The following is a 23,581-nucleotide window of genomic DNA, read 5'->3' as shown; positions in this document are numbered from 1 at the left end:
ATATTATAATACTAATCAATCACTAACATAGTATCTGATAAGTTGCCATTTGGAAAAATAGTAACTATATAAAGATTAGCATTGTTACTATCATCAATATTTTTATATTTTTTACTACCAATAACAGCATTTACAAAGGCTGGAGTAGTATTACTATGTCCAACAACTAAAACAGTTTTTCCTTTATTGTTTTTAATAAAAGCTGATCCATCTATATTTCTAGGGTCGTATAAAGTAATCTCTAAATTATTTTTTTCTGCTGTTGGGAGGGCAGTTTGTTTTGTACGGTTGTAATTTGTAGAATATACGTTGTCGAATTTTACATTTTCTAAAACTTTACTCCATTTTGCTGCACGCAATAAGCCTTTTTCAATAAGATTAGGGTTTCTGTTTTTGGCATCACTTCTATCTTTTTCAGCATGACGGATGAAATAAAATGTACTTGTTTCAGTATTTTCTTTTTGTTGAGAGAAAGCTGGTGTTGCTAATAATACAATTAAAGTGAATATAAATAGATGCCTCATGGGAGTTTGTTTTTTGTGTACTCAAATATAAATCGTATTGTTAATTAAATAAAATATTAAACGATTTATTTAACTGCAGTTACAGTATAGCCCTTATCTCTTAAAAGTGTAATTACTCCATTTTTACCTGGTAAATGACCAGCACCAACACCAAAAAATGTAGGCTGTTTTTTGGATAAACTTTCAATTTTAGATATCCAGTTCTTGTTACGATTATCTAACATAATATCTTTGTATTTTGCTGTACTGGTTTCTTGATCACTATTCATTAATCTTTCTAATCCAACAATATCTTTATCAGCATATAAAGCAAGCATTTCTTTAAGAAGCTTTTTGTCATTAGCTAAATCATCTTTAGCAGACCTTAATAAATCTTTTACTTGCTCTTCATAAGGAATAGCATCAAAAACATCTAATTGATCTTGTATGGTTTCTAATCCTACTATCCCTTCACCTTGTGCCTTTGTAACTTGCATTAATGCTTGTTCAAAAGATTGAAAATTAGCACAATCAATCATTTTAGGATACATAGATGCTGTTATAAAAAATGGTTTCATAGTATTAAAAGCCTCTATTGAGGCACCAATGTTTTTAGTAACTAAAGTATTTAATAATTTATAGTCTTCTTCACTTACCATTTCTTTAATAGTTTTTCCGTCTTTCATATTAATACCTCCAAACATTGCAGTTTGCATGTTAGGATCATCCATATCTATTTCTAAAGCTAATTGTGAAGTTTCATCTAATGCTTTTTTTACATTATTATCTAAACTAGCATCACAAGTTATATGTATTGTTCCATATAAATAAGAAGGTTTTTCTAATCCGTTTCCTGAGATTTTCCAAAGAAGCGCTTTATCCAACTCTTGAGCTTGAGAACTAAAAAATGTAGAGATGCTTAGAGCTAAAAAGTAAAAGATTTTTTTCATCATGATTGTGTTTTAATCATAAGTATTGCATGTTTGTTATTTGTTACACAGATCTAAATTTTTATTTTCATAGCTTTAAATTCTAAAAGACGCTCTTCAAAGCTAATTGCATTTACTGGATTAATAATAGTTTTGAACAATTTACTTAGTTCGTCAGAATGTTTCGCTCTAGATTGTTTTAATAAATCAAAATGAACAAATCCGCACCAAATAACTGCTTTTAATTGTGTTTTGGCTTCATTAAACATACGCATTTCTACTTTTAACTCACTGTCGTTAAAATGTATGAGTTGTGATTCTATCAAAACTGTTTCCATTAAAAAGGCAGGTTTTAAATAAGCAATTTGATTACTATTAGAAACCCAACTCAATCCAGTTTTTTTGGCTATTTTATAAATATCAATATTATAATGCTCTAATAATTGATCTTCACGATGATTCATAAAATAATCAATATAATTTCCATTATTTAAATGGTTAAAAGGATCACAATGCTGAAATCTGATTTTGGTTTTACTATTAACAACTTTCTTCATTTTTTAATTATTTATATATGCTTTTATATACCAATTGGTATATAACTAATTAAATTTTTTTAAATTTTCAATTCGTTATGAATCATTTGATCAATTTGATTCATTGTATCTTTCATATAAAATTCGTCATCCATAGTATAAGTCATAAATATAGCACCTTGAATCATTGTATCTAGACGTTTTGCATATTGCATTGCGTTTATTTCAGTCGAAATTTCTCTAGCTTCAATTCCATTTTCTATTATAGAGGCGATCTGATCTTGAATTTTTTCAATTATAATTTTTACATTTTTAAGCAATAAAGTATTTTGATTATTTGCATCTACACCAATGTTTAAAACAGGGCAACCCCCTAATTCTTTACTGTAAGTATAGTAATTTCTGTAGAAATCTGAAATCAAAAATAATTTTTGAATAGGGGAATCGCTAAGCTCTAAATGGTTTGCTATGCGCTTCATCAGTTTTTTGATTGTAAATTTAAAAGCCGAAATTGCAAGTGTTTCTTTATTTTGGAAATTCCCATAAATACCACCTTTTGTTAAACCTGTAGCTTTGGTAATATCACTCATACTAGTTGCTGCATAACCATTTCGATTAAAAATAGGAGCAACAGTTTCTAAAATAAATAATTTTGTTTGTTCTGCTTTTGTTTGCATAAATACAAATATATATAAAATATACTAATTGGTATATTTTACTTTATTTATCCTTCTATTATTATGAATGATATAAATAACAAAATAGAAATCTATAAAAAAAACAGCATTTATCTAAAGCAAGATTCATGCTATTTTTCAACTAACCAATTAACTATATGAGTGCTAAAAAATACTTTTCTTGTTGTTTTTATTTTTAAAACTCTTCTGCAACCAAATCATTTTGATTTCTAAAAACTAATTTATCATCGAATGCATCTAAGAGAATAATGCTGTCTGTTGTTATTTTTCCAGCTAACATTTCTTTGCTTAATGCATTTAAAACTTGTTTTTGAATAACACGTTTTACAGGTCTTGCACCATATTCAGGCTCATAACCTTTATCTGCTAAATAAGCAATAGCTTGTTCTGTAGCGTCAAATGTAATGCCTTGTTTGGCAATCATTTTTGTAACATTTTTTAATTGTAACCCAACAATGTCAATAATATCTTTTCTACTTAAAGGTTTGAACATTACGATATCGTCAATTCTATTTAAAAATTCTGGCCTCACAGATTGTTTTAATAATCCTAATACATCTAGTTTTGCAGACTCAGTAGCAGTATCGATATCTTTTAAAGTTTCGAAACGTTCCTGAATAATTTGACTTCCTATATTAGATGTCATGATAATAATAGTGTTTTTAAAATCAGCAATTCTTCCTTTATTATCTGTTAGCCTCCCTTCATCTAATACTTGTAATAAAATATTAAAAGTATCTGGGTGTGCCTTTTCAATCTCATCTAATAATACAACAGAATAAGGTTTTCTACGAACAGCTTCAGTTAATTGACCACCTTCATCATAGCCCACGTATCCTGGAGGTGCTCCTACCAAGCGACTAATAGAATGACGTTCTTGATATTCACTCATATCAATACGTGTCATTGCATTTTCGTCATCAAACAAATAATTAGCTAAAGCCTTAGCTAGTTCTGTTTTTCCAATACCAGTAGTTCCAAGAAATAAAAACGAACCGATAGGCTTACCCGGATTTTGTAATCCAGCTCGACTACGTCTTACTGCATCACTTACAGCAATAATAGCTTCTTCTTGCCCTATAACACGCTTATGTAATTCGTTTTCCAGTTTTAATAATTTTTCTCGCTCACTTTGCACCATCTTACTAACTGGAATACCAGTCCATTTTGCAACAACTTCGGCAATATCATCATAAGTAACTTCTTCTTTTATTAAAGTGTTTTGTTGTTCTTGTAATTGCTTTTGAAATATTTCAAGCTGTACCTGAGCATCTTTTATTTTACCATACCTTAATTCTGCTACTTTACCATAATCTCCATCACGTTCTGCACGTTCTGCTTCTAGTTTATAATTCTCTATAATTTGTTTTGTGTTTTGAATATTATCTACAACTTCTTTTTCATTTTTCCATTTAGCATTAATAGTATTGCGTTCTTCTTTTAGATTAGCAAGTTCAGATTTAAGTGATTTTAATTTTAATTCATCTTGTTCGCGTTTAATAGCTTCAATTTCAATTTCTAATTGCATTACTTTTCTATCTAAAACATCAAGCTCTTCTGGTTTTGAGTTAATCTCCATTCGTAATTTTGATGCAGCTTCATCCATCAAATCGATAGCTTTGTCTGGTAAAAACCTATTAGTAATATATCTGCTGGAGAGTTCTACTGCTCCAATAATAGCGTCATCCTTAATGCGAACCTTATGATGTGTTTCGTATTTTTCTTTAATGCCTCTTAAAATGGAAATAGCACTTTCATTATCTGGCTCATCTACTATTACTTTTTGAAAACGACGTTCTAATGCTTTATCTTTTTCAAAATATTTTTGATATTCGTCTAATGTTGTTGCTCCTATGGCTCTAAGCTCACCTCTTGCTAAAGCAGGTTTTAAAATATTAGCTGCATCCATTGCACCTTCACCACCTCCAGCACCAACAAGTGTATGGATTTCATCAATAAATAATACTACGTCTCCATCGCTAGTTGTCACTTCTTTGATAACACTTTTTAAACGTTCTTCAAATTCTCCTTTAAATTTTGCACCAGCAATTAATGCCCCCATATCTAAGGCAAATATTTGTTTGTCTTTCAAATTTTCAGGGATATCGCCATCAATAATACGATGTGCTAAACCTTCAGCTATAGCGGTTTTACCAGTACCAGGTTCTCCAACTAAAATTGGATTGTTTTTAGTGCGGCGTGATAAAATTTGAAGGATACGACGTATTTCTTCATCTCTACCAATCACTGGATCTAATTTTCCATTTTTAGCTAATTGATTTAAGTTTTTAGCATATTTCTCTAAAGCATTATAAGTATTCTCTTGAGATTGCGAAGTGACGCGTTCGCCTTTTCTTAATTCGGTAATAGCTGAGGTTAATTTTTTTTCTGTAACACCTTGATCTTTTAGTATCTGAGCAATCTTACTTTTAGATTTAAAAATTGCTAAAATTAAGTGTTCTATAGACACAAACTCATCATTCATTTTTTTTGCAATAATTGATGCTTCATTTATTGTTTTTCCTGTATTTTGAGATAGTACAATATCTGCCTCAGAAACTTTTGGAAAGTGAGTAAGCTCTTTATTTAATACTTGTTGAAGTATAGAAGCATTAATGTTTAATCTTTTTAAAATAAATGGCAAAACGTTTTTATCTATCTCAAAGATTGCCTTAAATAGATGCTCGTTTTCTATTTGTTGATGTTCGAAGCTCTGTGTCAACTGTTGTGATAATTGTATAGCTTCTTGTGATTTTATAGTATAGTTGTTAAAGTTCATAACTTTATTTTTTTGTATTTTAGATTAGGCATAAATCAATTATCTTACCATCATATTTTTAAAGACAAAATGTCTGTATATCGATGATTTTTAATGACTTTTTGTCAATGTAAGATTTTATTGGTTATACGACTAAAATTTTAAATTGAAACATTATAGATGGGATTATTAAATAAAATATTTAAAGGATCAGAACCTCGAGAAGAAAAAACACTGCCTTGGATTCCTTTAAACACAGTACCTCAATTAAATTATATAGAGAAAAAATCTAAAACTAAAACACAAGTTATTTTTAAGCATTCTACACGTTGTGGAATTAGCAGAATGGTAATTAAACAGTTTGTTGATAGTTTTGATTTAACTGAAGAAGATTTAGACCTATATTACTTAGATTTATTAAGTTATAGGGATGTTTCTGATGAGGTAGGATATAAATTTCAAGTAATGCATCAATCTCCTCAAATGTTAATTATAAAAAATGGAACAACCGTTGCAAATGCATCTCATGGAGCTATTAATCAAATTGATTTAAATAAATTTATTTAGAATAATACATATATAAGTATATAATAAAAAAGCTCTCAATTAAATTTGAGAGCTTTTTTGTTTTTATTTAAAATTATAAGATCTAATAATGTTTTTGAGTTTCTGTTTAAGATCTTCTCCAGTATCATAAACCATCTGTTCATTTGAAGGAAAATCTACAATTCGGTTATTTTTTAAAATATATCTATCATCTTTATTTAAGGCTCTTCTATCTCCTTCTATCTCAGCATAAATATTTTCAAAAACAAACTCACTATCTATTGTAAAATCATCCAATACTTGATTTGTATTCTTATCTGAGTAAACTACTTTTGCGATAACTTGAGTAGCTTTAGATTGTGTGAATTCGTAAAAACCACATGTTACAGTAATAATTTTATCTAATTTAATATCATTACCTAAGCTGTCTTTAACCACATTTCCTCTTCTGTCTTTTTTATATTCCCACCCATCAATAATCTCTTTTTCTCGTATATATTCTTTTTCGTATACACGCTCTGGAGAAATATTAATCTGTCTTAATTGTAACTCCATTTCGTAATTGTAATTTACATCTTTAGCTTTTGAAGCGTGATATTCAGTCCAAAATTTATTCAACCCATATGTGTCAAAATCTAATAATTCATCCTCCAATCGCTTGGGAATAATTTGATTTGTTTGATTTTCAATAGATACAAATACATAATCAGTACCTTTACGATGTGCTTCAGCCATTAAATCTCTTACATCTTCAAAGTTTGGATTGATTTGTTCAACATAACTAAGGAGTTCATAAGCTTCTTTAGCATTATATTTATTATTAGTGTCTAATAAATCTAAACCTTTGTCTGTAAGAAAATCTGATACTTTATAGCGATAGTCTATAATATCCTTAGTATAATCTTTAAAATCTAAATTAATACTTCTATTGTCAATATATAAAGGTAACACAGGTTTTATAGCTTCTTGCCTAGAATTTAAACTTAAGTAAGTTTCATAAATAGATTTATAAAATTCTGGATTACCATCTTTTTTTAGACCATCAATAGTTCTTAAATCCCGAGCAATTACTTTTTGATAAGCATCTTCTAACAAAATGATAAACTCTTGTTTTCGCTTCTTATCTTTGTTATTGCTAAGACGTTTTAAAGCATTAGAAATTGCTTGGTCATAATTACCAGAGTTTAATGCTTTTTCTGTTTGTTTTCTTCCACCACAGGCTACCAATACTGAAAGAAATACTGTTAAGAGTAGTAGTTTTTTCATAAGCTTTAGTTTTAAGTTAATTAGGGGTATTCAATAGTGATGCCAAAAAAATAAATTAAATTTCTGATTTAAAAAAAATGATTTAAATATTTGACTGTTAGCTATTTAATAAACTCTGAATTATTTCTTGTTTTTATGCTTGAAAACAGGAAGTAATTGCGATTCTACTTCACCAAAACCAATACGAGTACCATCTTTTTCGCAATATCCTCTCATAATAACAGTATCATAATCATTAATGAATTTACGTTCTGTACCATCAGACATTGTAATTGGTTTTTCACCTTTCCATGTAATTTCTAACATAGAACCATAAGCATCTTCCGTGACTCCTGAAATAGTGCCGCTTCCCATCATATCTCCAGAATTAACTGGACAACCATTTACAGTATGATGTGCTAATTGCTGAGACATATTCCAATACATATACTTAAAATTAGAGCGACTAACTATCGTTTCCTTAGCACCTTTAGGATGTATAGCAGCTTCAAGATTAATATCAAAACTCTTTTTACCTTTATATTGTAAATATTCTAGTGGTTTTGGATCCTGTTTAGGGCTTTCTACTCTAAAAGGTTCTAAAGCATCAAGTGTAACTATCCACGGAGATATGGATGATGCGAAATTTTTACCTAAAAATGGTCCAAGTGGGACATATTCCCATTTTTGAATATCTCTTGCACTCCAATCATTAAACAATACTAAACCAAAAATGTATTCTTCAGCTTCTTCAATAGGAATTGGTTCCCCTAGATCGTTTGCGTCTGTGGTTATAAAAGCCATTTCTAACTCAAAATCTACTAATTTTGAAGGCCCAAAAGTGGGTTCTGTAGCTTCATTGGGTAATATTTGTCCTTGAGGACGGTGTACTGGTATTTTTGAAGGTATAATTGAAGAACTACGGCCATGATAGCCTACAGGTAAATGCAACCAGTTAGGCATTAATGCATTTTCTTCGCCTCTAAACATTTTACCAACATTAGTAGCATGTTCTTTACTTGCATAAAAATCTGTATAATCGCCTATTTGAACCGGAAGTTGCATTTCTATTTCATCTAATCGAAATAATACAGTTTCTTTATTCTTTTTATTATTTTTTAAAATATTGTTTTCAGCATCAAAAATTTCAGCGATTCGATTTCTGACCAAACGCCAGGTTTTTCTACCATCAGCAATAAAATCGTTTAAAGAATCTTGAAGAAAAATATCATCCGTTAAAGGGATTCCATCAAAATATCCTAATTGATGTAAAGCACCTAGATCTATTGCAGTATCACCAATTCGGGTACCTATGGTAATAATATCATCTCGAGTTAAAAATACTCCGAACGGAATATTTTGAATAGGGAAATCTGAGTTCTTGTCGACGTGCAGCCAAGACGTTCTATCAGGATTGTTAGCAGATAAAGGCATATTTTGTTTTTTAGATTGGTTTTTCTATATCAAATATATGTTTTTTGCGGTATTAAACTAATCAATTTATTATTTTTGGACAGAAATTTAATATTAAAAATAATTTATGAAGAGAGATGAACAAATCTTCGAATTAATAGAAGCAGAAAACGAACGCCAATTGCATGGTTTAGAGTTGATTGCTTCTGAGAATTTTGTAAGCGATCAGGTTATGGAAGCTGCAGGATCGGTATTAACTAATAAATATGCAGAAGGATATCCTGGAAAACGTTATTACGGTGGATGTGAGGTAGTTGATGAAGTAGAACAATTAGCTATAGATAGGGCAAAGGCATTATTTGGGGCTACATATGTAAATGTTCAACCACACTCAGGAAGTCAGGCTAATACAGCAGTTTTTGCAGCGTGCTTAAAGCCTGGCGATAAGATTTTAGGGTTCGATTTATCTCACGGAGGACATTTAACTCATGGCTCTCCTGTTAATTTTTCAGGAAAATTATACAATCCTGTATTTTATGGAGTGGATGAAGAAAATGGATTGATTAATTATGATAAAATGCAATCTATTGCTGAGAAAGAACAGCCTAAATTAATTATTGCTGGGGCATCAGCATATTCTAGAGATATGGATTTTAAGCGCTTTCGTGCTATAGCAGATAGCGTTGAAGCGATACTAATTGCAGATATTTCTCACCCTGCAGGTTTAATTGCTAAAGGTATTTTAAACGATCCTATACCACATTGTCATATCGTTACCACAACAACTCATAAAACGTTACGCGGGCCTAGAGGTGGATTAATTATGATGGGAGAAGATTTTGATAATCCGTTTGGATTGAAATTAAAAAATGGAAATCTTCGAAAAATGTCATCATTATTAAACTCTGCAGTATTCCCTGGAAATCAAGGAGGCCCTCTAGAGCACATTATTGCTGCTAAAGCTGTAGCATTTGGAGAAGCGCTTACCGATGAGTTTATGACCTACACATTACAAGTAAAGAAAAATGCTGCAGCAATGGCTAAAGCATTTGTAGATAGAGGATATCATATTATTTCTGGAGGAACAGATAACCATATGATGCTTATAGATTTGCGTAATAAGAATATTACTGGGAAAGCCGCCGAAGAAGCTTTAGGAGTTGCAGATATTACTGTAAATAAAAATATGGTGCCTTTTGATGACAAATCACCTTTTGTAACTTCTGGTATTAGAATTGGTACTCCAGCGATAACAACTAGAGGTTTAAAGGAGCATAATATGGAGGCTATTGTCGCTTTAATTGATGAAGTGATTATGAATTATGAGGATAATGCTAAACTAGAAAGTGTAAGAGAAAAAGTAAACGATATGATGCAGGATTTATCATTATTTGTTGCTTAAATTAAGAATTACCTAGACTAGTTGATGAAATTAGCTTTATATAAAAAACCTCAGAAGATTAATCTTCTGAGGTTTTTTATTTCTATTAAAAGTGAGTGTTGCTAAAAATCAATACTTTCATAAGCTCCAAGATCTCGTGGTAATGCTCTTGGCGTATTAATAATATCATTGAGTAAATTACCAAATATAATCCCAGTACCATCTGCAGAAGATCCATTAGGAATTTCTAATCGATTTGCAAACGGATCTAAAAAATCTGGATCATCATTAAAAATTACATTTTCATATAATGCGATATTATCGAAATCGTAAAGAGGTCCAGTAAAATTATTATTGGTATTCTGAAAGCGAATTAAACAATTTGTAAATTTAAAATTAAACTCATCGCCAGGATTTGCGTCTAAAATAAATTCTGGATTATCATTACCATAAATAATACAGTTTGTAAAATTAGCTTCTACTAAAGCATTGGTGAATGTATTATTATCTGTATCTGTAGTAAAATTGTTTAGTAATACCGAAGGAAACTGTCTAAAACTACGTGTCCAATAATTTACTAAAGTAGAATTTGCAAAATTATAACGTCCTCCAAAAGTACCAGCAAAAGATGATTGCCCACTATTATTTATGGCTACATTTTCTCCATTTACATTAGATGCGCGAGCTAAAATACCAAAATTGCTAGAGTTGTAGATTTGACTATTGGTAATATTTAACTTGGTAATATCTGTTTGATTGCCATCTACTAAAATGCCAGCAGTAGCATTTTTAATGGTAGTATGATTAAACATATTGTTAGTACTCCCTTCAAATAACCAAATAGTTTGCCATTGCCCTGGAATTTCAGAAAAACTAGGTTCTAAGCGATCTCCTTCAAAAATAACTTCCCCTTCTAATAAATCTGGATCTAAACTAGGCTCGCCATTTACTTGAATAGAAGCTCCATTAGTTACTAAAATACCTGAATCTGCATGAAAATGTATTCGAGCCCCAGGATCTATAGTTAATGTTTGATTTTCATTTACAGCTGCAAACCCAAAAATAACATAAGGTCGTTCGTTAGTGAAAGTAAGCTCATTATTTGTTAAAAAACGCCCTTGTATGGTAGTTTCATCATTAATACCGTCACCATCAACATCAAAATTTAAAGTTTCAGTAATTGTTTCTCCAGTATTTGGATCTACAGAGCGTGATGGAAAAATAAAAACAGCATCTTTAACTAAAGTCACTAAATCTACAGTTTGTAGGTTTGTGCCAGAATCAAATTCAATGACATCAGTATATAAAAATTGAGTTTCTGAAGCTGATAAAGCTTCTATATCTATGGTTGTTTCAATAAAAATAAAAATACTATCTCTTGCAAAAATTTCTATATTCTCAAATTCTTTGCCTAAAACTGAACCTGTACCAGTTCGTCCAGATACATTTAAACGATAAAATGAATTTTGTCCCTCTCCTAGACGTAATGTAGGAATAACAATATCATCATCACTACGATTAAATACTTTAAGAGTAAATGTACTGGACCCTATATTAGTAAAAACGGTATCTAAAAATACAGTATCTCTTGAAAATTCTAAGTTACCTGTATTTAAATCGAATTCAAAATCATTTCTACAGGAACTCCACATTGTTATAATGCCAATACAAAGAATAAAGTATAAGTATTTTTTCAATTTTTTAATTATTGCAATTTTTGTAAAAATATAACTTTAGAAACGATGAAATAGTATATTTTACACATTTTTATTTAATCAAATAATGTTATAATTTCCTTAGGTATTCTTGTAGGACGTTTGGTTTGTATATCTATAAAACACCATTTGGTTTCAGATTTTACCAATAATCTATTTGTTGCATTATTGTACATTTCTACAATTCTAGTAGATATAACACCTTCAGATTTGATGACATAAGTTTTTAATCTAATTTCATCGTTTAAAATAGCAGATGCCTTATATTCAATAAAATGACTAGTCATTACCCAAAAGTAATGCATGTTAATTTCTTTAAATGCATTATGAAACCAATGCTGTTCCGCAATATCTTGCACCCATTGTACATAGCGTACATTGTTAACGTGATTGAGATTATCTAAATCATCTTTAGTAACAATTTTAAGAATTTCGTATGCTCTCATGTAATAAGTTATAAAACTCAGTTTTTTATAACTTCAACCTCAAAAATTTTATCCCAATATTTCCCTGTTACAAAAAGAGTGTTTGTGTCTGAATTGTATGCAATACCGTTTAAGACATCTAGATTTTCATGTTGAGTAACTTTTTCTTTAAGCGAAGAAAAATCAATAACACCTTCTACAGCACCATTTATGGGGTTAATAATTGCAACCCCATCTAACTGCCATCTGTTCGCGTAAATTTTACCGTTTACCCATTCTAATTCGTTGAGCTCATTTACTCTACCATTATTAGTATAAGCTTCAATATATTCTTTTTCGACTAAAGTTTCTGGGTCTAGTATCCAAATTTTTTCAGTACCATCGCTTTTATAAATTACATCACCATCATTACATAACCCCCAGCCTTCTTTACTTTGATTATACTTAAAACTACTTTTCTTTTTGAATGTAGTAACATCATAGATAAAACCAATATTGTGTTTCCAAGTTAATTGATAAATATTATTATTTAAAACAGTTATTCCTTCTCCAAAATACTCATCTGCTAAATCAATGTTTTTTAAAACTTCACCTGTTTTATAATTTATTTTTCTAAGCTTAGATTCCTTAGGTTGCCCAGTTCCTTCATATAAATCACCATTATAAAACTCTAAGCCTTGTGTAAAGGAAGTAATATCATGAGGATATTCATTTATAATTTTGAAACTATAAATTTTAGGAGTGATATTACTTAATATAGTTACAGTTTGCTTTGCTGTTTGTGTTTGACCATTATAATGAACAGTCGCTTCAATAATTTGCCTCCCTAATTTGATATTATTAAGTGGTAGCTTATTTTCAATTTTCTTTCCATTAAGTGTATATTCAATCGATTCTATAGTATGGTTTTTTGGATTATTTATAGAAATAGTAAGTGTTTCGCCTGCACTAATTGTATGTGTATTTCCTTTAGTGTTTGTTGTGATCGAAAAATCACTTAATACTTTATTGGCAGAATTACTTCCACAAGAAAAGAATATTGAGGTTAATAATATGACTGTTAGAAATTTAAAAAATCGCATAAGTTTTATTAATTTTTTGAGCAAGTTATTTATTTAAATTCACTTAAAAAAATCATTGTGAAACTATTAAAAGATTGTATCTTTGCAGCCGGCAAGTCCTACACAACCAGCTCCTGTTTAATCCTCCAGGGCGGGAACGCAGCAAAGGTAGACGGTTGTAGCGGTGTGATGTAGGTAGCTTGCCTTTTTTTGTACCCTAAATTCTCTAAAACCAAGATGAAAAAGTGTATGAAAACTTCACTTATTTTATTGTATTTTTAAATCGTAATAACACCATAATGTAATTTATGTCTAAAGTAGTTTTAATAACTGGAGGATCTTCCGGAATTGGTAAATCTATAGGAGAGCATTTAATAAAAAAAGGATTAACTGTTTATGGAACAAGTAGAAACCCTCAAAATTATCCTGATAGTAAATTTAAAATTATTGCTTTAGATGTTTGCAATAATGAAAGTATACAGAATTGTGTTAGAGAAGTTATCAAATTTGAAGAGCGATTAGATATTGTTATTAATAATGCAGGAGCTGGGATCACAGGACCTATTGAAGAAATTCCAGAAGTTGAGATTAAACGCAATTTTGAAACAAATCTTTTTGGACCAATTAACGTCATAAAAGCAGTTTTGCCTCAAATGCGTAAACAGAATTCAGGTTTAATTATAAACATTACTTCAATTGCAGGTTATATGGGTTTACCATATCGTGGTGTGTATAGTGCTAGTAAGGGTGCTTTAGAATTAATAACTGAAGCATTTAGAATGGAGATTAAAAATTTTAATATTGAGATGACTAATGTTGCACCAGGAGATTTTGCTACTAATATTGCTGCTGGTCGTTATCACGAACCCTTAAAAGATGATTCACCATATAAAATACCTTATGGAAATACTTTAAAGCTTATGGATAACCATGTTAATAGTGGTAGCAATCCAAATTTAATGGCAGAAGTTGTGTACAAAATTATAAATACAAAAAATCCTAAGATCCATTATAAAGTGGGAGTGTTTTTACAGAAATTCTCAGTTGTATTAAAACGTATCTTACCGAGTAAAGTATATGAGAAAATGCTTTTAAAACATTATAAGTTATAGCTGTTAATATTATTTAATATGTTTTTATTTAGTAAATGATCCAATATTGTAATTTCGCAATACAACTAAACTACATTTTATGAAATTTTTTATTGATACAGCTAACTTAGAGCAAATTAAAGAAGCAGAAGGTCTTGGAGTTCTTGATGGGGTTACTACAAATCCATCATTAATGGCCAAAGAAGGGATTACTGGAAAAGATAACATTATAAATCATTATAAAGCTATCTGTGATATTGTTGAAGGTGATGTATCTGCCGAAGTTATTTCAACAGACTTTGAAGGAATGGTAAAAGAAGGAGAAGAATTAGCAGCATTAAACCCTCAAATTGTAGTAAAATTACCAATGATAAAAGATGGTGTAAAGGCTGCAAAATATTTTAAAGATAAAGGAATTAAAACAAACGTAACATTAGTGTTTTCTGCAGGGCAAGCTTTGCTAGCAGCTAAAGCTGGTGCTACTTATGTATCTCCTTTTATTGGGCGTTTGGATGACATATCCACAGACGGATTAAATTTAATTGCAGAAATTCGTCAGATTTATGATAATTATGGTTTTGAAACTCAGATTCTTGCTGCCTCAGTTCGTCATACAATGCATGTAATAGATTGTGCTAAACTTGGTGCTGACGTAATGACTGGACCTTTGAGTTCTATCGAAGGATTATTACGTCACCCACTTACAGATATTGGTTTAGCTAAGTTTTTAGCAGATTACAAAAAAGGGAATTAGTAAAACCTATTAATATATAGCAAAAAACTCCTCAATTTATTGAAGAGTTTTTTGTATTTATATAAAAATAATTTCTAATTAATTTTTTTAAGAATATTTAAAATATCTTGACGAAATAAACTTGTATTAGAAGTAATGATTGTATTATCTGTATCTATAACTATTACTTTAGAAACACTATTTACTGCTAAAATATGTCTAGCCGTTCTTGGATTTCTAAACTTGTACTCATTGGTTAACTCATAATCATGCTGAGCTAATATTCGTTTCCAACTGTAATTAGAAGTTTGACTGATGTTAATAGCTATAAAATTCACATTAGGATATTCTTTGCGAAACCTATTTGCTTTTTCGTGACTATTTATAAATTGATTCGCGTTTGCATTTTCCCAAAAATAAATAACAGTAGGCTTTTCTTTTGCAACAGAACTAATAGTTAGCATCTCATTATTACTATTTATAATTTCAACTTCTGGAAGTTGACGTCCAGGTTGTAAGCGTTTTTGTGTGTTATAAAGATCATTGATTTGATCGGCGTAGCGCTCATTAGTATTTTTTGCTACAAAAGAATTGTACATTGCTTCAGAATCTTCAATAGAATAGCTATTCGATAAAAATGAACGAGTAACATCTCTCATTAATCTGTTTCTCATAGATTTACTTTGAATTAAGCTATCCATTAATTGTAATTTGATTAAATTATACTCAATATTCCTTCTATTTAAAATTGTCTCTCCTTTATTGTTTTTAAAATACCGGTCTTTAGCTAAATTGTTAAAATGAGGAAATAGGAAGTTTCTATAAGGATAAAAAGCTTCTAAATCTTCGTTATTATAATTTACATCTTTTCTAAAATCAAAAAAATCGCTAGGAAGCAAACTGTGGTCTATAATTTTATTATTCCCAAAATGCCAAGAACAATATAATTCTTTATTTCTATAGTAATTGTAATCAATATTTGCTTTAGTTATTTTTTTAAATAAATCACTAGGATCATACTTTTCATTAAAAGCATTAAGTTTAGTGTATTTTTTACTTCGAATAGAATCTAATTTTGATTGAAATACTTTAGGATTCAGTTTAGAGTATTGAAAAACATCCCTAAACTCAGATTCTTGAGTCATAAACAAACTAATAAGGTAATTGTTTTTTTTTGATCCCTTTCCAGAAAATACTAGAGATTCGTCAAATTCTAACGTGTTAAGCCTAATCAATACACTATCTTGAGGTTCTAATAAAACTATTTGAGATTCACCACCATGTGCAAAATAATGTAACCCAGATTTTAAATCACTTACATTATAAGAAAAACGATTGTTCTCATCTAAATATAAAGTATCTACTGCTTTATTAATATCATATAGAATGAGGTAATCATTATTTGGATTTACAATTTCCCCGCCAATAAAAGCTTCACCAGAAGTTTTACCATTGGAGTCACAAGAAAAATGTAATGAAAATATAAATAATAATAGTAATGTTTGTCTCATACAATATTAAGCTGTGATAGAAATATTATGCAATACCCTATATTGACAAAAATATGTTTTGGATGTGAAAGGTGTTGTTAAGGCGCTGTTAAATATTATTAACAGTAGGTTTTATTTGTTGTATGGTTTCATTTTTCTACTTTTGCGGCAAACTTGCAAAAATGTTTATGTCAAGGAGTAAATATATGGATTTGCAAGTTCACGAAAACGTATTTATATAGAGTAAAATCATCTGAGTAAATTTAAAAAACTAAAAAATGTTATCAGTTTCTAACTTATCAGTGCAATTTGGAAAACGTGTTCTTTTTGATGAAGTAAACACAACGTTTAACAATGGAAATTGTTATGGAATTATTGGCGCTAATGGTGCTGGAAAATCTACATTTTTAAAAATAATAGCTGGAAAACAAGACCCTACTTCTGGCCATGTACACTTGGAACCAGGAAGACGTATGTCTGTTTTAGAGCAGAATCATAATTTATATGATGAACATACAGTTTTGGAAACTGTAATTATGGGTAATAAACCTTTATTTAAAGTGAAATCTGAAATTGATGCGCTTTATGCTGATTATTCTGATGAGAATGCAGATAAAATAGGAGAGCTTCAGGTAGAATTTGAAGAAATGAATGGATGGAATGCTGATAGTGATGCTGCAGCAATGTTATCAAATCTTGGGATTAAAGAAGATTTACACTATACTTTAATGAAAGATATTGATGGAAAACAAAAAGTAAGAGTATTATTAGCTCAAGCACTATTTGGAAATCCAGATTTATTAATAATGGATGAGCCAACCAATGATTTAGATTATGAAACTATTGCTTGGCTAGAAAATTTTTTGGCAAATTATGATAACTGTGTCATAGTAGTATCTCACGACCGTCACTTTTTAGATGCTGTTTGTACACATATTTCTGATATTGATTTTGGGAAAATTAATCATTTTTCAGGAAACTATACGTTTTGGTATGAATCTTCTCAATTAGCTGCGAAACAACGTGCACAACAAAATAAAAAAGCTGAAGACAAGAAAAAAGAACTAGAAGAATTTATCAGACGTTTTTCTGCTAATGTTGCAAAATCTAAGCAAGCTACTAGTAGAAAAAAAATGATTGATAAACTTAACGTTTCAGAAATTAAGCCTTCGAGTAGACGATACCCTGCAATTATTTTTGAACGAGATAGAGAAGCTGGAGATCAAATATTAAATATTGAGAAGCTTAGCGCTTCAACAGATGGAGAATTATTATTTAAAGAGATTGATTTAAATTTAGCTAAAGGGGACAAGGTTGTTGTTTTTTCTAGAGATTCAAGAGCTACAACAGCATTTTATCAAATTTTAAATGGCAAGCAAGAAGCAGATTCAGGAAAATATAATTGGGGAATTACTACCACACAATCATATTTACCGCTAGATAATAGCGAATATTTTAATAACGATCTAACTTTGATTGATTGGTTACGTCAATGGGCGACAACAGAAGAAGAAAGAGAAGAAGTTCATATCAGAGGCTTCTTAGGAAAGATGATTTTTAGTGGAGAGGAAGCTTTTAAAAAATCAAGTGTCTTGTCTGGAGGTGAAAAAGTACGTTGCATGTTGTCTCGTATGATGATGACTAGAGCTAATGTATTGCAATTAGACGAGCCAACAAATCATTTAGATTTAGAGAGTATTACAGCATTTAATAACTCACTTACAAATTTTAAAGGAACAATATTATTTACAACACATGATCACGAGTTTGCACAAACTGTTGCAAATAGAGTAGTGGAATTAACACCTAATGGAGTAATTGATCGCTATATGACTTTTGATGAGTATATGCAAAACCCTAAAGTAAAAGAATTAAGAGAAAAAATGTATACAGTTTAATATAAATACTAACTTATAAATTACTCAACATCACTTTTTAAGTGATGTTTTTTATACAGACATTTCTGAGATAGCATTATTAACTATTGGTGTAGCTTTATCTAATTCTTCATTACGAACATATAATTCTTGATTACCAGGAACAGCAGCACCAAATCCTGCAAGACGACCAGATTCAGATTCATCTTTTACTACAGGAGAAATTCCAATTTCTTGAAGGCGTGTTATAATTAATTGTGCGATAATAAAACTTCCAGTATATATTTTAATATAATTAGATTCCATATTCAAAAAAATTAAGAGTTCCTTTTAAAGATAAGGAATTCTATTGAATTTGTCTAATTTTAAAAACACTAATTACATACTATATTCACAAAAAAACTTAAATTTAGACAGCAAATATTAAATAGGTTAAGAGTGCAAAATATAAAAGAGCGAATTCTAGAATTGCAAAGTATATCTGAAGCTTTAGAACCTTCTGAATTAAGACGAAAAGAATATATAAAAGAAGCTAGTGATTATGCAAATAATTTTGTTAACAACCTGAATGGAGTCAATGCTTTTTCTGATGAAAAGGTAACTCCAAATATTTTCAAACTCAATCCTAAAAAAAAATCATTACGAGATATTATTGAACTTTACGATAGAGAAGTAGCTTCAAAAGGTATTAAACCTGCATCTGGCGCACATCTAGGGTATATTCCTGGTGGAGGAATTTATACTTCATCAATTGCAGATTATTTAGCAGCTATAACTAACGAATATGCTGGAATACATTATGCCTCTCCTGGAGGGGTAGAAATTGAAAATGAATTAATAGATTGGATGAAAACTATTTTTGGTTTTCCAAAAAATGCAATAGGGAATTTAACTTCTGGTGGATCAATAGCTAATTTAATTGCATTAACAGCTGCTCGTGATAAAAAAAACATAAAAGGAAACTTGATTGAAAGCAGTGTGATTTATGTAAGTGAACAATTACATCATTGCATTTTTAAAGCATTACAAATTATAGGGCTTAGCGATATTGTTATCAGATATTTAGAGTTAGATGATAATTTTAAGATAATACCTGAAGATATTACTTCAAAAATTGAAATAGACATAGCTAATGGACTTAATCCGTTTATGATAATAGCTTCAGCTGGTACTACAGATACTGGAGCTATTGATCCTCTTAATGAAATAGGGTTAATAGCAGAAAAACATAATATTTGGTATCATATAGATGGAGCTTATGGTGGGTTTTTTATTTTAACAGAACAACGTAAATCTCTTTTTAAGGGTATTGAACTTGCAGATTCTTTAGTAGTTGATCCGCATAAGAGCTTATTTTTACCTTATGGTATTGGAACAGTTTTAATAAAAGATAGGCAAGCAGTATATCAATCTAATCAGTATACAGCAAATTATATGCAAGATGCTATAAATGAAAACATGCCTGTTAATCCAGCTGATGTTTCGCCAGAATTAACAAAACATTTTAGAGGATTAAGATTATGGATTCCATTGCAATTGCATGGAATAGAACCCTTTATAGCATGTTTGGAAGAAAAATTATTATTGACTACTTATTTTAGAGAACAACTAATGAATTGTGGGTTTAAAGTCGGTCCAAAACCTGATCTTTCAGTGAGTTATTTTTGGTACCCAACTAATGATGATAATGAAAATGAATTTAATGAACGTCTTATGCAAGAAGTTCATAATAATGGAAAAGTGTTTTTGAGCTCTACAAAAATTAATGGCAAATTTGTAATTCGAATAGCAATTCTATCATTTAGAACCAAATTAGAAACTATTGATAAAGCAATGATGATGATCGATAAAATTAGAAAGAAAATATCTGATACAATTAAAACCTCCCAATAACTCCCATTTGATTACCAGTAAAAGCAAAGTTCCAAGAAATATATTTTTCTTTTTGAGGATAATCATAAGCTTTTGTTTTAAACAAAAATTTATCAATACTATCTACAACAGCAATACTTAAAACTGCACTTACACCAATATCTGTTAACCAATGTGCTCCGGCAAACAACCTAGAAACTGGAGCAACAGCGCCCAATGTATAAATACCAACCTTTGTCCAAGTATTATTAAACTGTTTTGCAATTGAATGTGCCATAGTTATTGATAGCACAGTATGTCCAGAAGGGAAAGAGTGAAACTTTGCTCTGTTATCCCAAAATCTAAAATCTCTGCTATTAAGACCATCAGCTTCGTTTCCAGGCCTAGCCCTTCCAATCGCAGTTTTTGTAAAACTTTGTATTAATCCAGTGGTAAAAGATGATGATATAATTAAAACACTTGTTTTTCTGAGCTTTTCATTCTTTGTAAATAAACCAACTCCATATAAAGTAGCATTGGTAATAAAATAAACTTGAGGGCTACCGAATCGAGTACCAGCTTCTTGTAAAAAATTAGGTACATTAGGTTCATTTCGCACAAAAAGTTCACTTGTTTCATCATCAATTGTTGATAAAGCCAAAGCACCTACAATAACAGTACCTAATGTTGTGAAATCTTTCTTTTTCCAGTGAAAAGGTCTCGAGAATGAATGGCCAACACTTTTTATGCCTTGTTTCAAGTCATATAGAGCTAACTTTCCAACAGAAGCTGTATCTGCAGGTTTTTCACCTCCTAAAATATTTTGTGAATTCAGCTTGCTAATAAAGAAAATGATGAAAATTGTAAATAGTACTTTCTTATATGTCATAATTACCTTAATTCAGCTCCTAATTGTTTTTCAAAATTATTTTGGAGTTTATTCATAATTTTATCAATTTGTTTATCAGTAAGTGTTTTATGCTCATCTTGTAATGTAAAACTTACTGCATAACTTTTTTTCCCTTTTGGTAAGTTTTTACCTTGATAAACATCAAATAGATTTACATTTTTAAGTAACTGTTTTTCAGATTGCTTTGCAATAGTATAGATGGATTCAAAAGTTACATTTTCATCAAGTAGCAAAGCAAAATCGCGACGAACTTCTGGATATTTTGGGATATCTCTAAACTTAATTGTATTGCGTTTTGCAATCTCTAAAATATTATCCCAATTAAAATCTGCATATAAAACATCTTGCGAAATATCAAAAGATTTTAAAATAGGTTTTTTTATAACTCCAAAATCTACAAGCTTAGTTTTACCTAAATTTAAACTTAAACCTTCGCTAAAAATATCATTTTTAACAGGCGTTTCTTTTAATCTAGAAATCCCTAAGCGCTCAAAAATAGCAGTAATGTTTCCTTTTAAATAGAAAAAATCACTTGGAGATTGTAAGGTATTCCATCGTTCAGTTGATTTATTACCTGTTAAAAACAATGTGAGATGCTTAAATTCTTCACGATTTTCGTAATTGTGATATGTTTTACCAAATTCAAACAACCTTAAATCGTTTTGCTTCCTATTTATATTATGGGATATAGTTTCTAATCCAGAAAATAGCATAGATTGCCGTAATACAGATAAATCGTTACTTAACGGATTTAGCATCATTACATTATGCTCTTCTTTAAGTTGCTCACTTAATTTTATATATTCAGGCGATGTTAAAGAATTCGCCATAATCTCATAAAAACCTAATGATACCAATTGATTTGCAACTACGTTTTGCACTTTGTAATCTTCAAATCGTGACGAATTTGAAATAGATGCATTTAATTTTTCAGTAGTATTTATATTGTTATAACCATAAACCCTTAAAATCTCTTCAATAACATCTGCTTCACGCTGTACATCATTACGATAAGCAGGTACGGTAAGTCCAAGACCAGTCTCGGTAACATTGTTAACTTTAATATCTAGAGATGTTAAAATACGTTTAATGATTTCTCTAGGAATTTCTTGACCGATTAACTTTTCTGCGTTTTCAAAACTTAAACGCACTTGAAAATCTTCAACCTTCTTAGGGTATAAATCCATCAAATCACTAGTGATTTCCCCACCTGCAATTTCTTGTATTAATAAAGCAGCACGCTTTAAAGCATATTCAGTTATATTAGGATCTATACCGCGTTCAAACCTAAATGAAGCATCAGTATTTAACCCATGGCGTTTCGCAGTTTTACGAACACTTATCGGATTAAAATACGCACTTTCTAAAAATATACTAGTTGTTTTTTCTGTAACTCCAGAATCTATCCCTCCAAAAACTCCAGCAATACACATTGGTTTTTCAGCATCACAAATCATTAAATCCTCTTCATGCAACTCACGTTCAATTCCATCCAGTGTAATAAATTTTGTGCCAGCCGTTACTGTCTTTACTTCAATCTTATTTCCTTTAATTTGGTTGGCATCAAAAGCATGCAGAGGTTGTCCTAATTCATGAAGCACATAATTTGTAATGTCTACAATATTATTAATAGGGTTTAAACCAATGGCCTTTAAACGATGTTGTAACCAATCAGGCGAAGTAGCTACCTTTATTCCAGAAATAGTAACCCCACAATATCTAGGTGCTAATTCTTTTTGATGTACATCAATATCTATCTTTAATGTTCTATTTTCAACATGAAAAGAACTTACAGAAGGTGTAATTAATTCTTTATTTACATCGTATTGTAGTAATCCGGCTTTTAGATCTCTCGCTGTTCCTAGATGACTCATAGCATCAGCTCGATTAGGAGTTAATCCTATTTCAAATACATAATCATTTTCAATATCAAAGATTTCAGAAGCATTAGTTCCTACTTTTATAGACTTATCTAATACCATAATCCCATCGTGATCTTCGCCTAAACTTAATTCATCTTCGGCGCATATCATACCTTGACTTTCTTCTCCTCGAATCTTACCTTTTTTAATAGTCCAAGATTCTCCATTAGCATCATATAATACTGTGCCGATAGTTGCCACCGGAACTTTTTGACCAGCATTTACATTTGGTGCACCACAAACAATTTGTAGAGGAGCTTCAGTTCCAATGTTTATTGTAGTTAATTTTAAACGATCAGCATTTGGATGCTGAATACAAGTTAATACTTCTCCAACGACAACACCTTCTAAGCCGCCTTTTACAGATTGATACTTTTCAACTCCTTCAACTTCTAGTCCTAAATCAGTAAGGAGTTCACTAGCTTTTTCAACACTCCAATCAATATTAATAAATTGCTTTAGCCAATTATATGAAATCTTCATTCTCTAAAATCTAT

20 protein-coding genes and 1 other RNA gene are annotated in these 23,581 nt (G+C 30.2%); 7 read left to right on the top strand and 14 right to left on the bottom strand.

Annotated features, from left to right (window positions below):
* Positions 1–11: 11 nt before the first annotated feature.
* The 5 genes from D1817_11725 to clpB all read right to left on the bottom strand — a co-directional run bounded on the left by D1817_11725 (position 12) and on the right by clpB (position 5,445).
* Entirely contained in the window at positions 12–524 is a 513-nt protein-coding gene (locus D1817_11725; GenBank protein AXT20532.1) for a phosphoglycerate mutase, read from the bottom strand.
* Positions 525–589: 65 nt separating this feature from the next.
* Positions 590–1,453 (bottom strand): TraB/GumN family protein, encoded by an 864-nt coding sequence (locus tag D1817_11720; protein AXT20531.1) that lies wholly within the window; start codon positions 1,451–1,453, stop codon positions 590–592.
* Positions 1,454–1,506: 53 nt separating this feature from the next.
* Positions 1,507–1,989, bottom strand: coding sequence for an acyl-CoA thioesterase (locus tag D1817_11715; GenBank protein ID AXT20530.1), 483 nt, complete (start codon positions 1,987–1,989; stop codon positions 1,507–1,509).
* 59 nt (positions 1,990–2,048) lie between these two features.
* Positions 2,049–2,645, bottom strand: coding sequence for a TetR/AcrR family transcriptional regulator (locus D1817_11710; protein ID AXT20529.1), 597 nt, complete (start codon positions 2,643–2,645; stop codon positions 2,049–2,051).
* Between the two features lie 196 nt (positions 2,646–2,841).
* On the bottom strand, positions 2,842–5,445 hold the full coding sequence (gene clpB, locus D1817_11705) for an ATP-dependent chaperone ClpB (GenBank protein ID AXT20528.1): 2,604 nt from the start codon (positions 5,443–5,445) through the stop codon (positions 2,842–2,844).
* A 159-nt stretch (positions 5,446–5,604) separates the two neighbouring features.
* On the opposite strand from clpB, the gene ytxJ reads away from it, so the two are divergent.
* Entirely contained in the window at positions 5,605–5,991 is a 387-nt protein-coding gene (gene ytxJ / locus D1817_11700; GenBank protein AXT20527.1) for a bacillithiol system redox-active protein YtxJ, read from the top strand.
* Between the two features lie 63 nt (positions 5,992–6,054).
* Here ytxJ and D1817_11695 read toward each other — a convergent pair whose 3' ends face one another.
* Together D1817_11695 and fahA are read right to left on the bottom strand one after the other, a co-directional pair.
* Positions 6,055–7,236, bottom strand: coding sequence for a hypothetical protein (locus D1817_11695; GenBank protein AXT20526.1), 1,182 nt, complete (start codon positions 7,234–7,236; stop codon positions 6,055–6,057).
* A 120-nt stretch (positions 7,237–7,356) separates the two neighbouring features.
* Entirely contained in the window at positions 7,357–8,649 is a 1,293-nt protein-coding gene (gene fahA, locus D1817_11690; protein AXT20525.1) for a fumarylacetoacetase, read from the bottom strand.
* A 106-nt stretch (positions 8,650–8,755) separates the two neighbouring features.
* Between fahA and D1817_11685 the strand changes: the two genes are divergently transcribed.
* Entirely contained in the window at positions 8,756–10,030 is a 1,275-nt protein-coding gene (locus tag D1817_11685) for a serine hydroxymethyltransferase (GenBank protein ID AXT20524.1), read from the top strand.
* A gap of 101 nt (positions 10,031–10,131) precedes the next feature.
* Here D1817_11685 and D1817_11680 read toward each other — a convergent pair whose 3' ends face one another.
* The 3 genes from D1817_11680 to D1817_11670 form a co-directional block, all read right to left on the bottom strand.
* On the bottom strand, positions 10,132–11,706 hold the full coding sequence (locus tag D1817_11680; protein ID AXT20523.1) for a hypothetical protein: 1,575 nt from the start codon (positions 11,704–11,706) through the stop codon (positions 10,132–10,134).
* Positions 11,707–11,780: 74 nt separating this feature from the next.
* Complete coding sequence (locus tag D1817_11675; protein ID AXT20522.1) at positions 11,781–12,170, bottom strand: acyl-CoA thioesterase; 390 nt, start codon at positions 12,168–12,170, stop codon at positions 11,781–11,783.
* A 17-nt stretch (positions 12,171–12,187) separates the two neighbouring features.
* Positions 12,188–13,231, bottom strand: coding sequence for a glutaminyl-peptide cyclotransferase (locus tag D1817_11670; GenBank protein ID AXT20521.1), 1,044 nt, complete (start codon positions 13,229–13,231; stop codon positions 12,188–12,190).
* 89 nt (positions 13,232–13,320) lie between these two features.
* Here D1817_11670 and ffs point away from each other — a divergent pair.
* The 3 genes from ffs to fsa all read left to right on the top strand — a co-directional run bounded on the left by ffs (position 13,321) and on the right by fsa (position 15,055).
* Positions 13,321–13,419: signal recognition particle sRNA small type (gene ffs, locus D1817_11665), an RNA gene on the top strand.
* Positions 13,420–13,518: 99 nt separating this feature from the next.
* Entirely contained in the window at positions 13,519–14,322 is an 804-nt protein-coding gene (locus D1817_11660; GenBank protein AXT20520.1) for an SDR family oxidoreductase, read from the top strand.
* A gap of 79 nt (positions 14,323–14,401) precedes the next feature.
* Positions 14,402–15,055 carry a fructose-6-phosphate aldolase gene (gene fsa, locus D1817_11655; GenBank protein ID AXT20519.1) on the top strand — a complete coding sequence of 218 codons (654 nt, stop codon included), beginning with the start codon at positions 14,402–14,404 and terminating at the stop codon, positions 15,053–15,055.
* Positions 15,056–15,129: 74 nt separating this feature from the next.
* On the opposite strand, the gene D1817_11650 is transcribed toward fsa, so the two are convergent.
* Complete coding sequence (locus tag D1817_11650; GenBank protein AXT20518.1) at positions 15,130–16,545, bottom strand: hypothetical protein; 1,416 nt, start codon at positions 16,543–16,545, stop codon at positions 15,130–15,132.
* Positions 16,546–16,802: 257 nt separating this feature from the next.
* On the opposite strand from D1817_11650, the gene D1817_11645 reads away from it, so the two are divergent.
* Positions 16,803–18,422: an ATP-binding cassette domain-containing protein gene (locus D1817_11645; protein ID AXT20517.1), complete on the top strand. Its 1,620-nt coding sequence runs from the start codon at positions 16,803–16,805 to the stop codon at positions 18,420–18,422.
* A 51-nt stretch (positions 18,423–18,473) separates the two neighbouring features.
* On the opposite strand, the gene D1817_11640 is transcribed toward D1817_11645, so the two are convergent.
* Entirely contained in the window at positions 18,474–18,707 is a 234-nt protein-coding gene (locus tag D1817_11640) for a DUF2007 domain-containing protein (protein ID AXT20516.1), read from the bottom strand.
* Positions 18,708–18,839: 132 nt separating this feature from the next.
* On the opposite strand from D1817_11640, the gene D1817_11635 reads away from it, so the two are divergent.
* Positions 18,840–20,294 carry an aminotransferase class V-fold PLP-dependent enzyme gene (locus D1817_11635; protein ID AXT20515.1) on the top strand — a complete coding sequence of 485 codons (1,455 nt, stop codon included), beginning with the start codon at positions 18,840–18,842 and terminating at the stop codon, positions 20,292–20,294.
* Here the strand turns inward: D1817_11635 and D1817_11630 are convergent.
* Positions 20,278–21,141, bottom strand: coding sequence for a phosphatase PAP2 family protein (locus D1817_11630; protein ID AXT20514.1), 864 nt, complete (start codon positions 21,139–21,141; stop codon positions 20,278–20,280). The two genes, D1817_11635 and D1817_11630, sit on opposite strands and share 17 nt — an antisense overlap.
* Before the next feature lie 2 nt (positions 21,142–21,143).
* Positions 21,144–23,567: a phenylalanine--tRNA ligase subunit beta gene (locus D1817_11625; protein ID AXT20513.1), complete on the bottom strand. Its 2,424-nt coding sequence runs from the start codon at positions 23,565–23,567 to the stop codon at positions 21,144–21,146.
* Positions 23,568–23,581: the final 14 nt, after the last annotated feature.

It is taken from the genome of Flavobacteriaceae bacterium, from assembly GCA_003443635.1.
In the GTDB taxonomy this organism is placed as follows: domain Bacteria; phylum Bacteroidota; class Bacteroidia; order Flavobacteriales; family Flavobacteriaceae; genus AU392.
The sequence above is the reverse complement of the archived record's forward strand: the minus strand, read 5'-3'. Positions and strand labels throughout refer to the sequence as shown.

Coding starts and splice junctions, on each gene's coding strand:
- fahA (AXT20525.1), bottom strand. CDS start 8,649: ATGCCTTTATCTGCTAACAATCCTGATAGAACGTCTTGGCTGCACGTC.
- fsa (AXT20519.1), top strand. CDS start 14,402: ATGAAATTTTTTATTGATACAGCTAACTTAGAGCAAATTAAAGAAGCA.
- D1817_11625 (AXT20513.1), bottom strand. CDS start 23,567: ATGAAGATTTCATATAATTGGCTAAAGCAATTTATTAATATTGATTGG.
- D1817_11660 (AXT20520.1), top strand. CDS start 13,519: ATGTCTAAAGTAGTTTTAATAACTGGAGGATCTTCCGGAATTGGTAAA.
- D1817_11640 (AXT20516.1), bottom strand. CDS start 18,707: ATGGAATCTAATTATATTAAAATATATACTGGAAGTTTTATTATCGCA.
- D1817_11675 (AXT20522.1), bottom strand. CDS start 12,170: ATGAGAGCATACGAAATTCTTAAAATTGTTACTAAAGATGATTTAGAT.
- D1817_11650 (AXT20518.1), bottom strand. CDS start 16,545: ATGAGACAAACATTACTATTATTATTTATATTTTCATTACATTTTTCT.
- D1817_11670 (AXT20521.1), bottom strand. CDS start 13,231: ATGCGATTTTTTAAATTTCTAACAGTCATATTATTAACCTCAATATTC.
- D1817_11725 (AXT20532.1), bottom strand. CDS start 524: ATGAGGCATCTATTTATATTCACTTTAATTGTATTATTAGCAACACCA.
- D1817_11630 (AXT20514.1), bottom strand. CDS start 21,141: ATGACATATAAGAAAGTACTATTTACAATTTTCATCATTTTCTTTATT.
- D1817_11695 (AXT20526.1), bottom strand. CDS start 7,236: ATGAAAAAACTACTACTCTTAACAGTATTTCTTTCAGTATTGGTAGCC.
- D1817_11710 (AXT20529.1), bottom strand. CDS start 2,645: ATGCAAACAAAAGCAGAACAAACAAAATTATTTATTTTAGAAACTGTT.
- D1817_11685 (AXT20524.1), top strand. CDS start 8,756: ATGAAGAGAGATGAACAAATCTTCGAATTAATAGAAGCAGAAAACGAA.
- clpB (AXT20528.1), bottom strand. CDS start 5,445: ATGAACTTTAACAACTATACTATAAAATCACAAGAAGCTATACAATTA.
- D1817_11720 (AXT20531.1), bottom strand. CDS start 1,453: ATGAAAAAAATCTTTTACTTTTTAGCTCTAAGCATCTCTACATTTTTT.
- D1817_11645 (AXT20517.1), top strand. CDS start 16,803: ATGTTATCAGTTTCTAACTTATCAGTGCAATTTGGAAAACGTGTTCTT.
- D1817_11715 (AXT20530.1), bottom strand. CDS start 1,989: ATGAAGAAAGTTGTTAATAGTAAAACCAAAATCAGATTTCAGCATTGT.
- ytxJ (AXT20527.1), top strand. CDS start 5,605: ATGGGATTATTAAATAAAATATTTAAAGGATCAGAACCTCGAGAAGAA.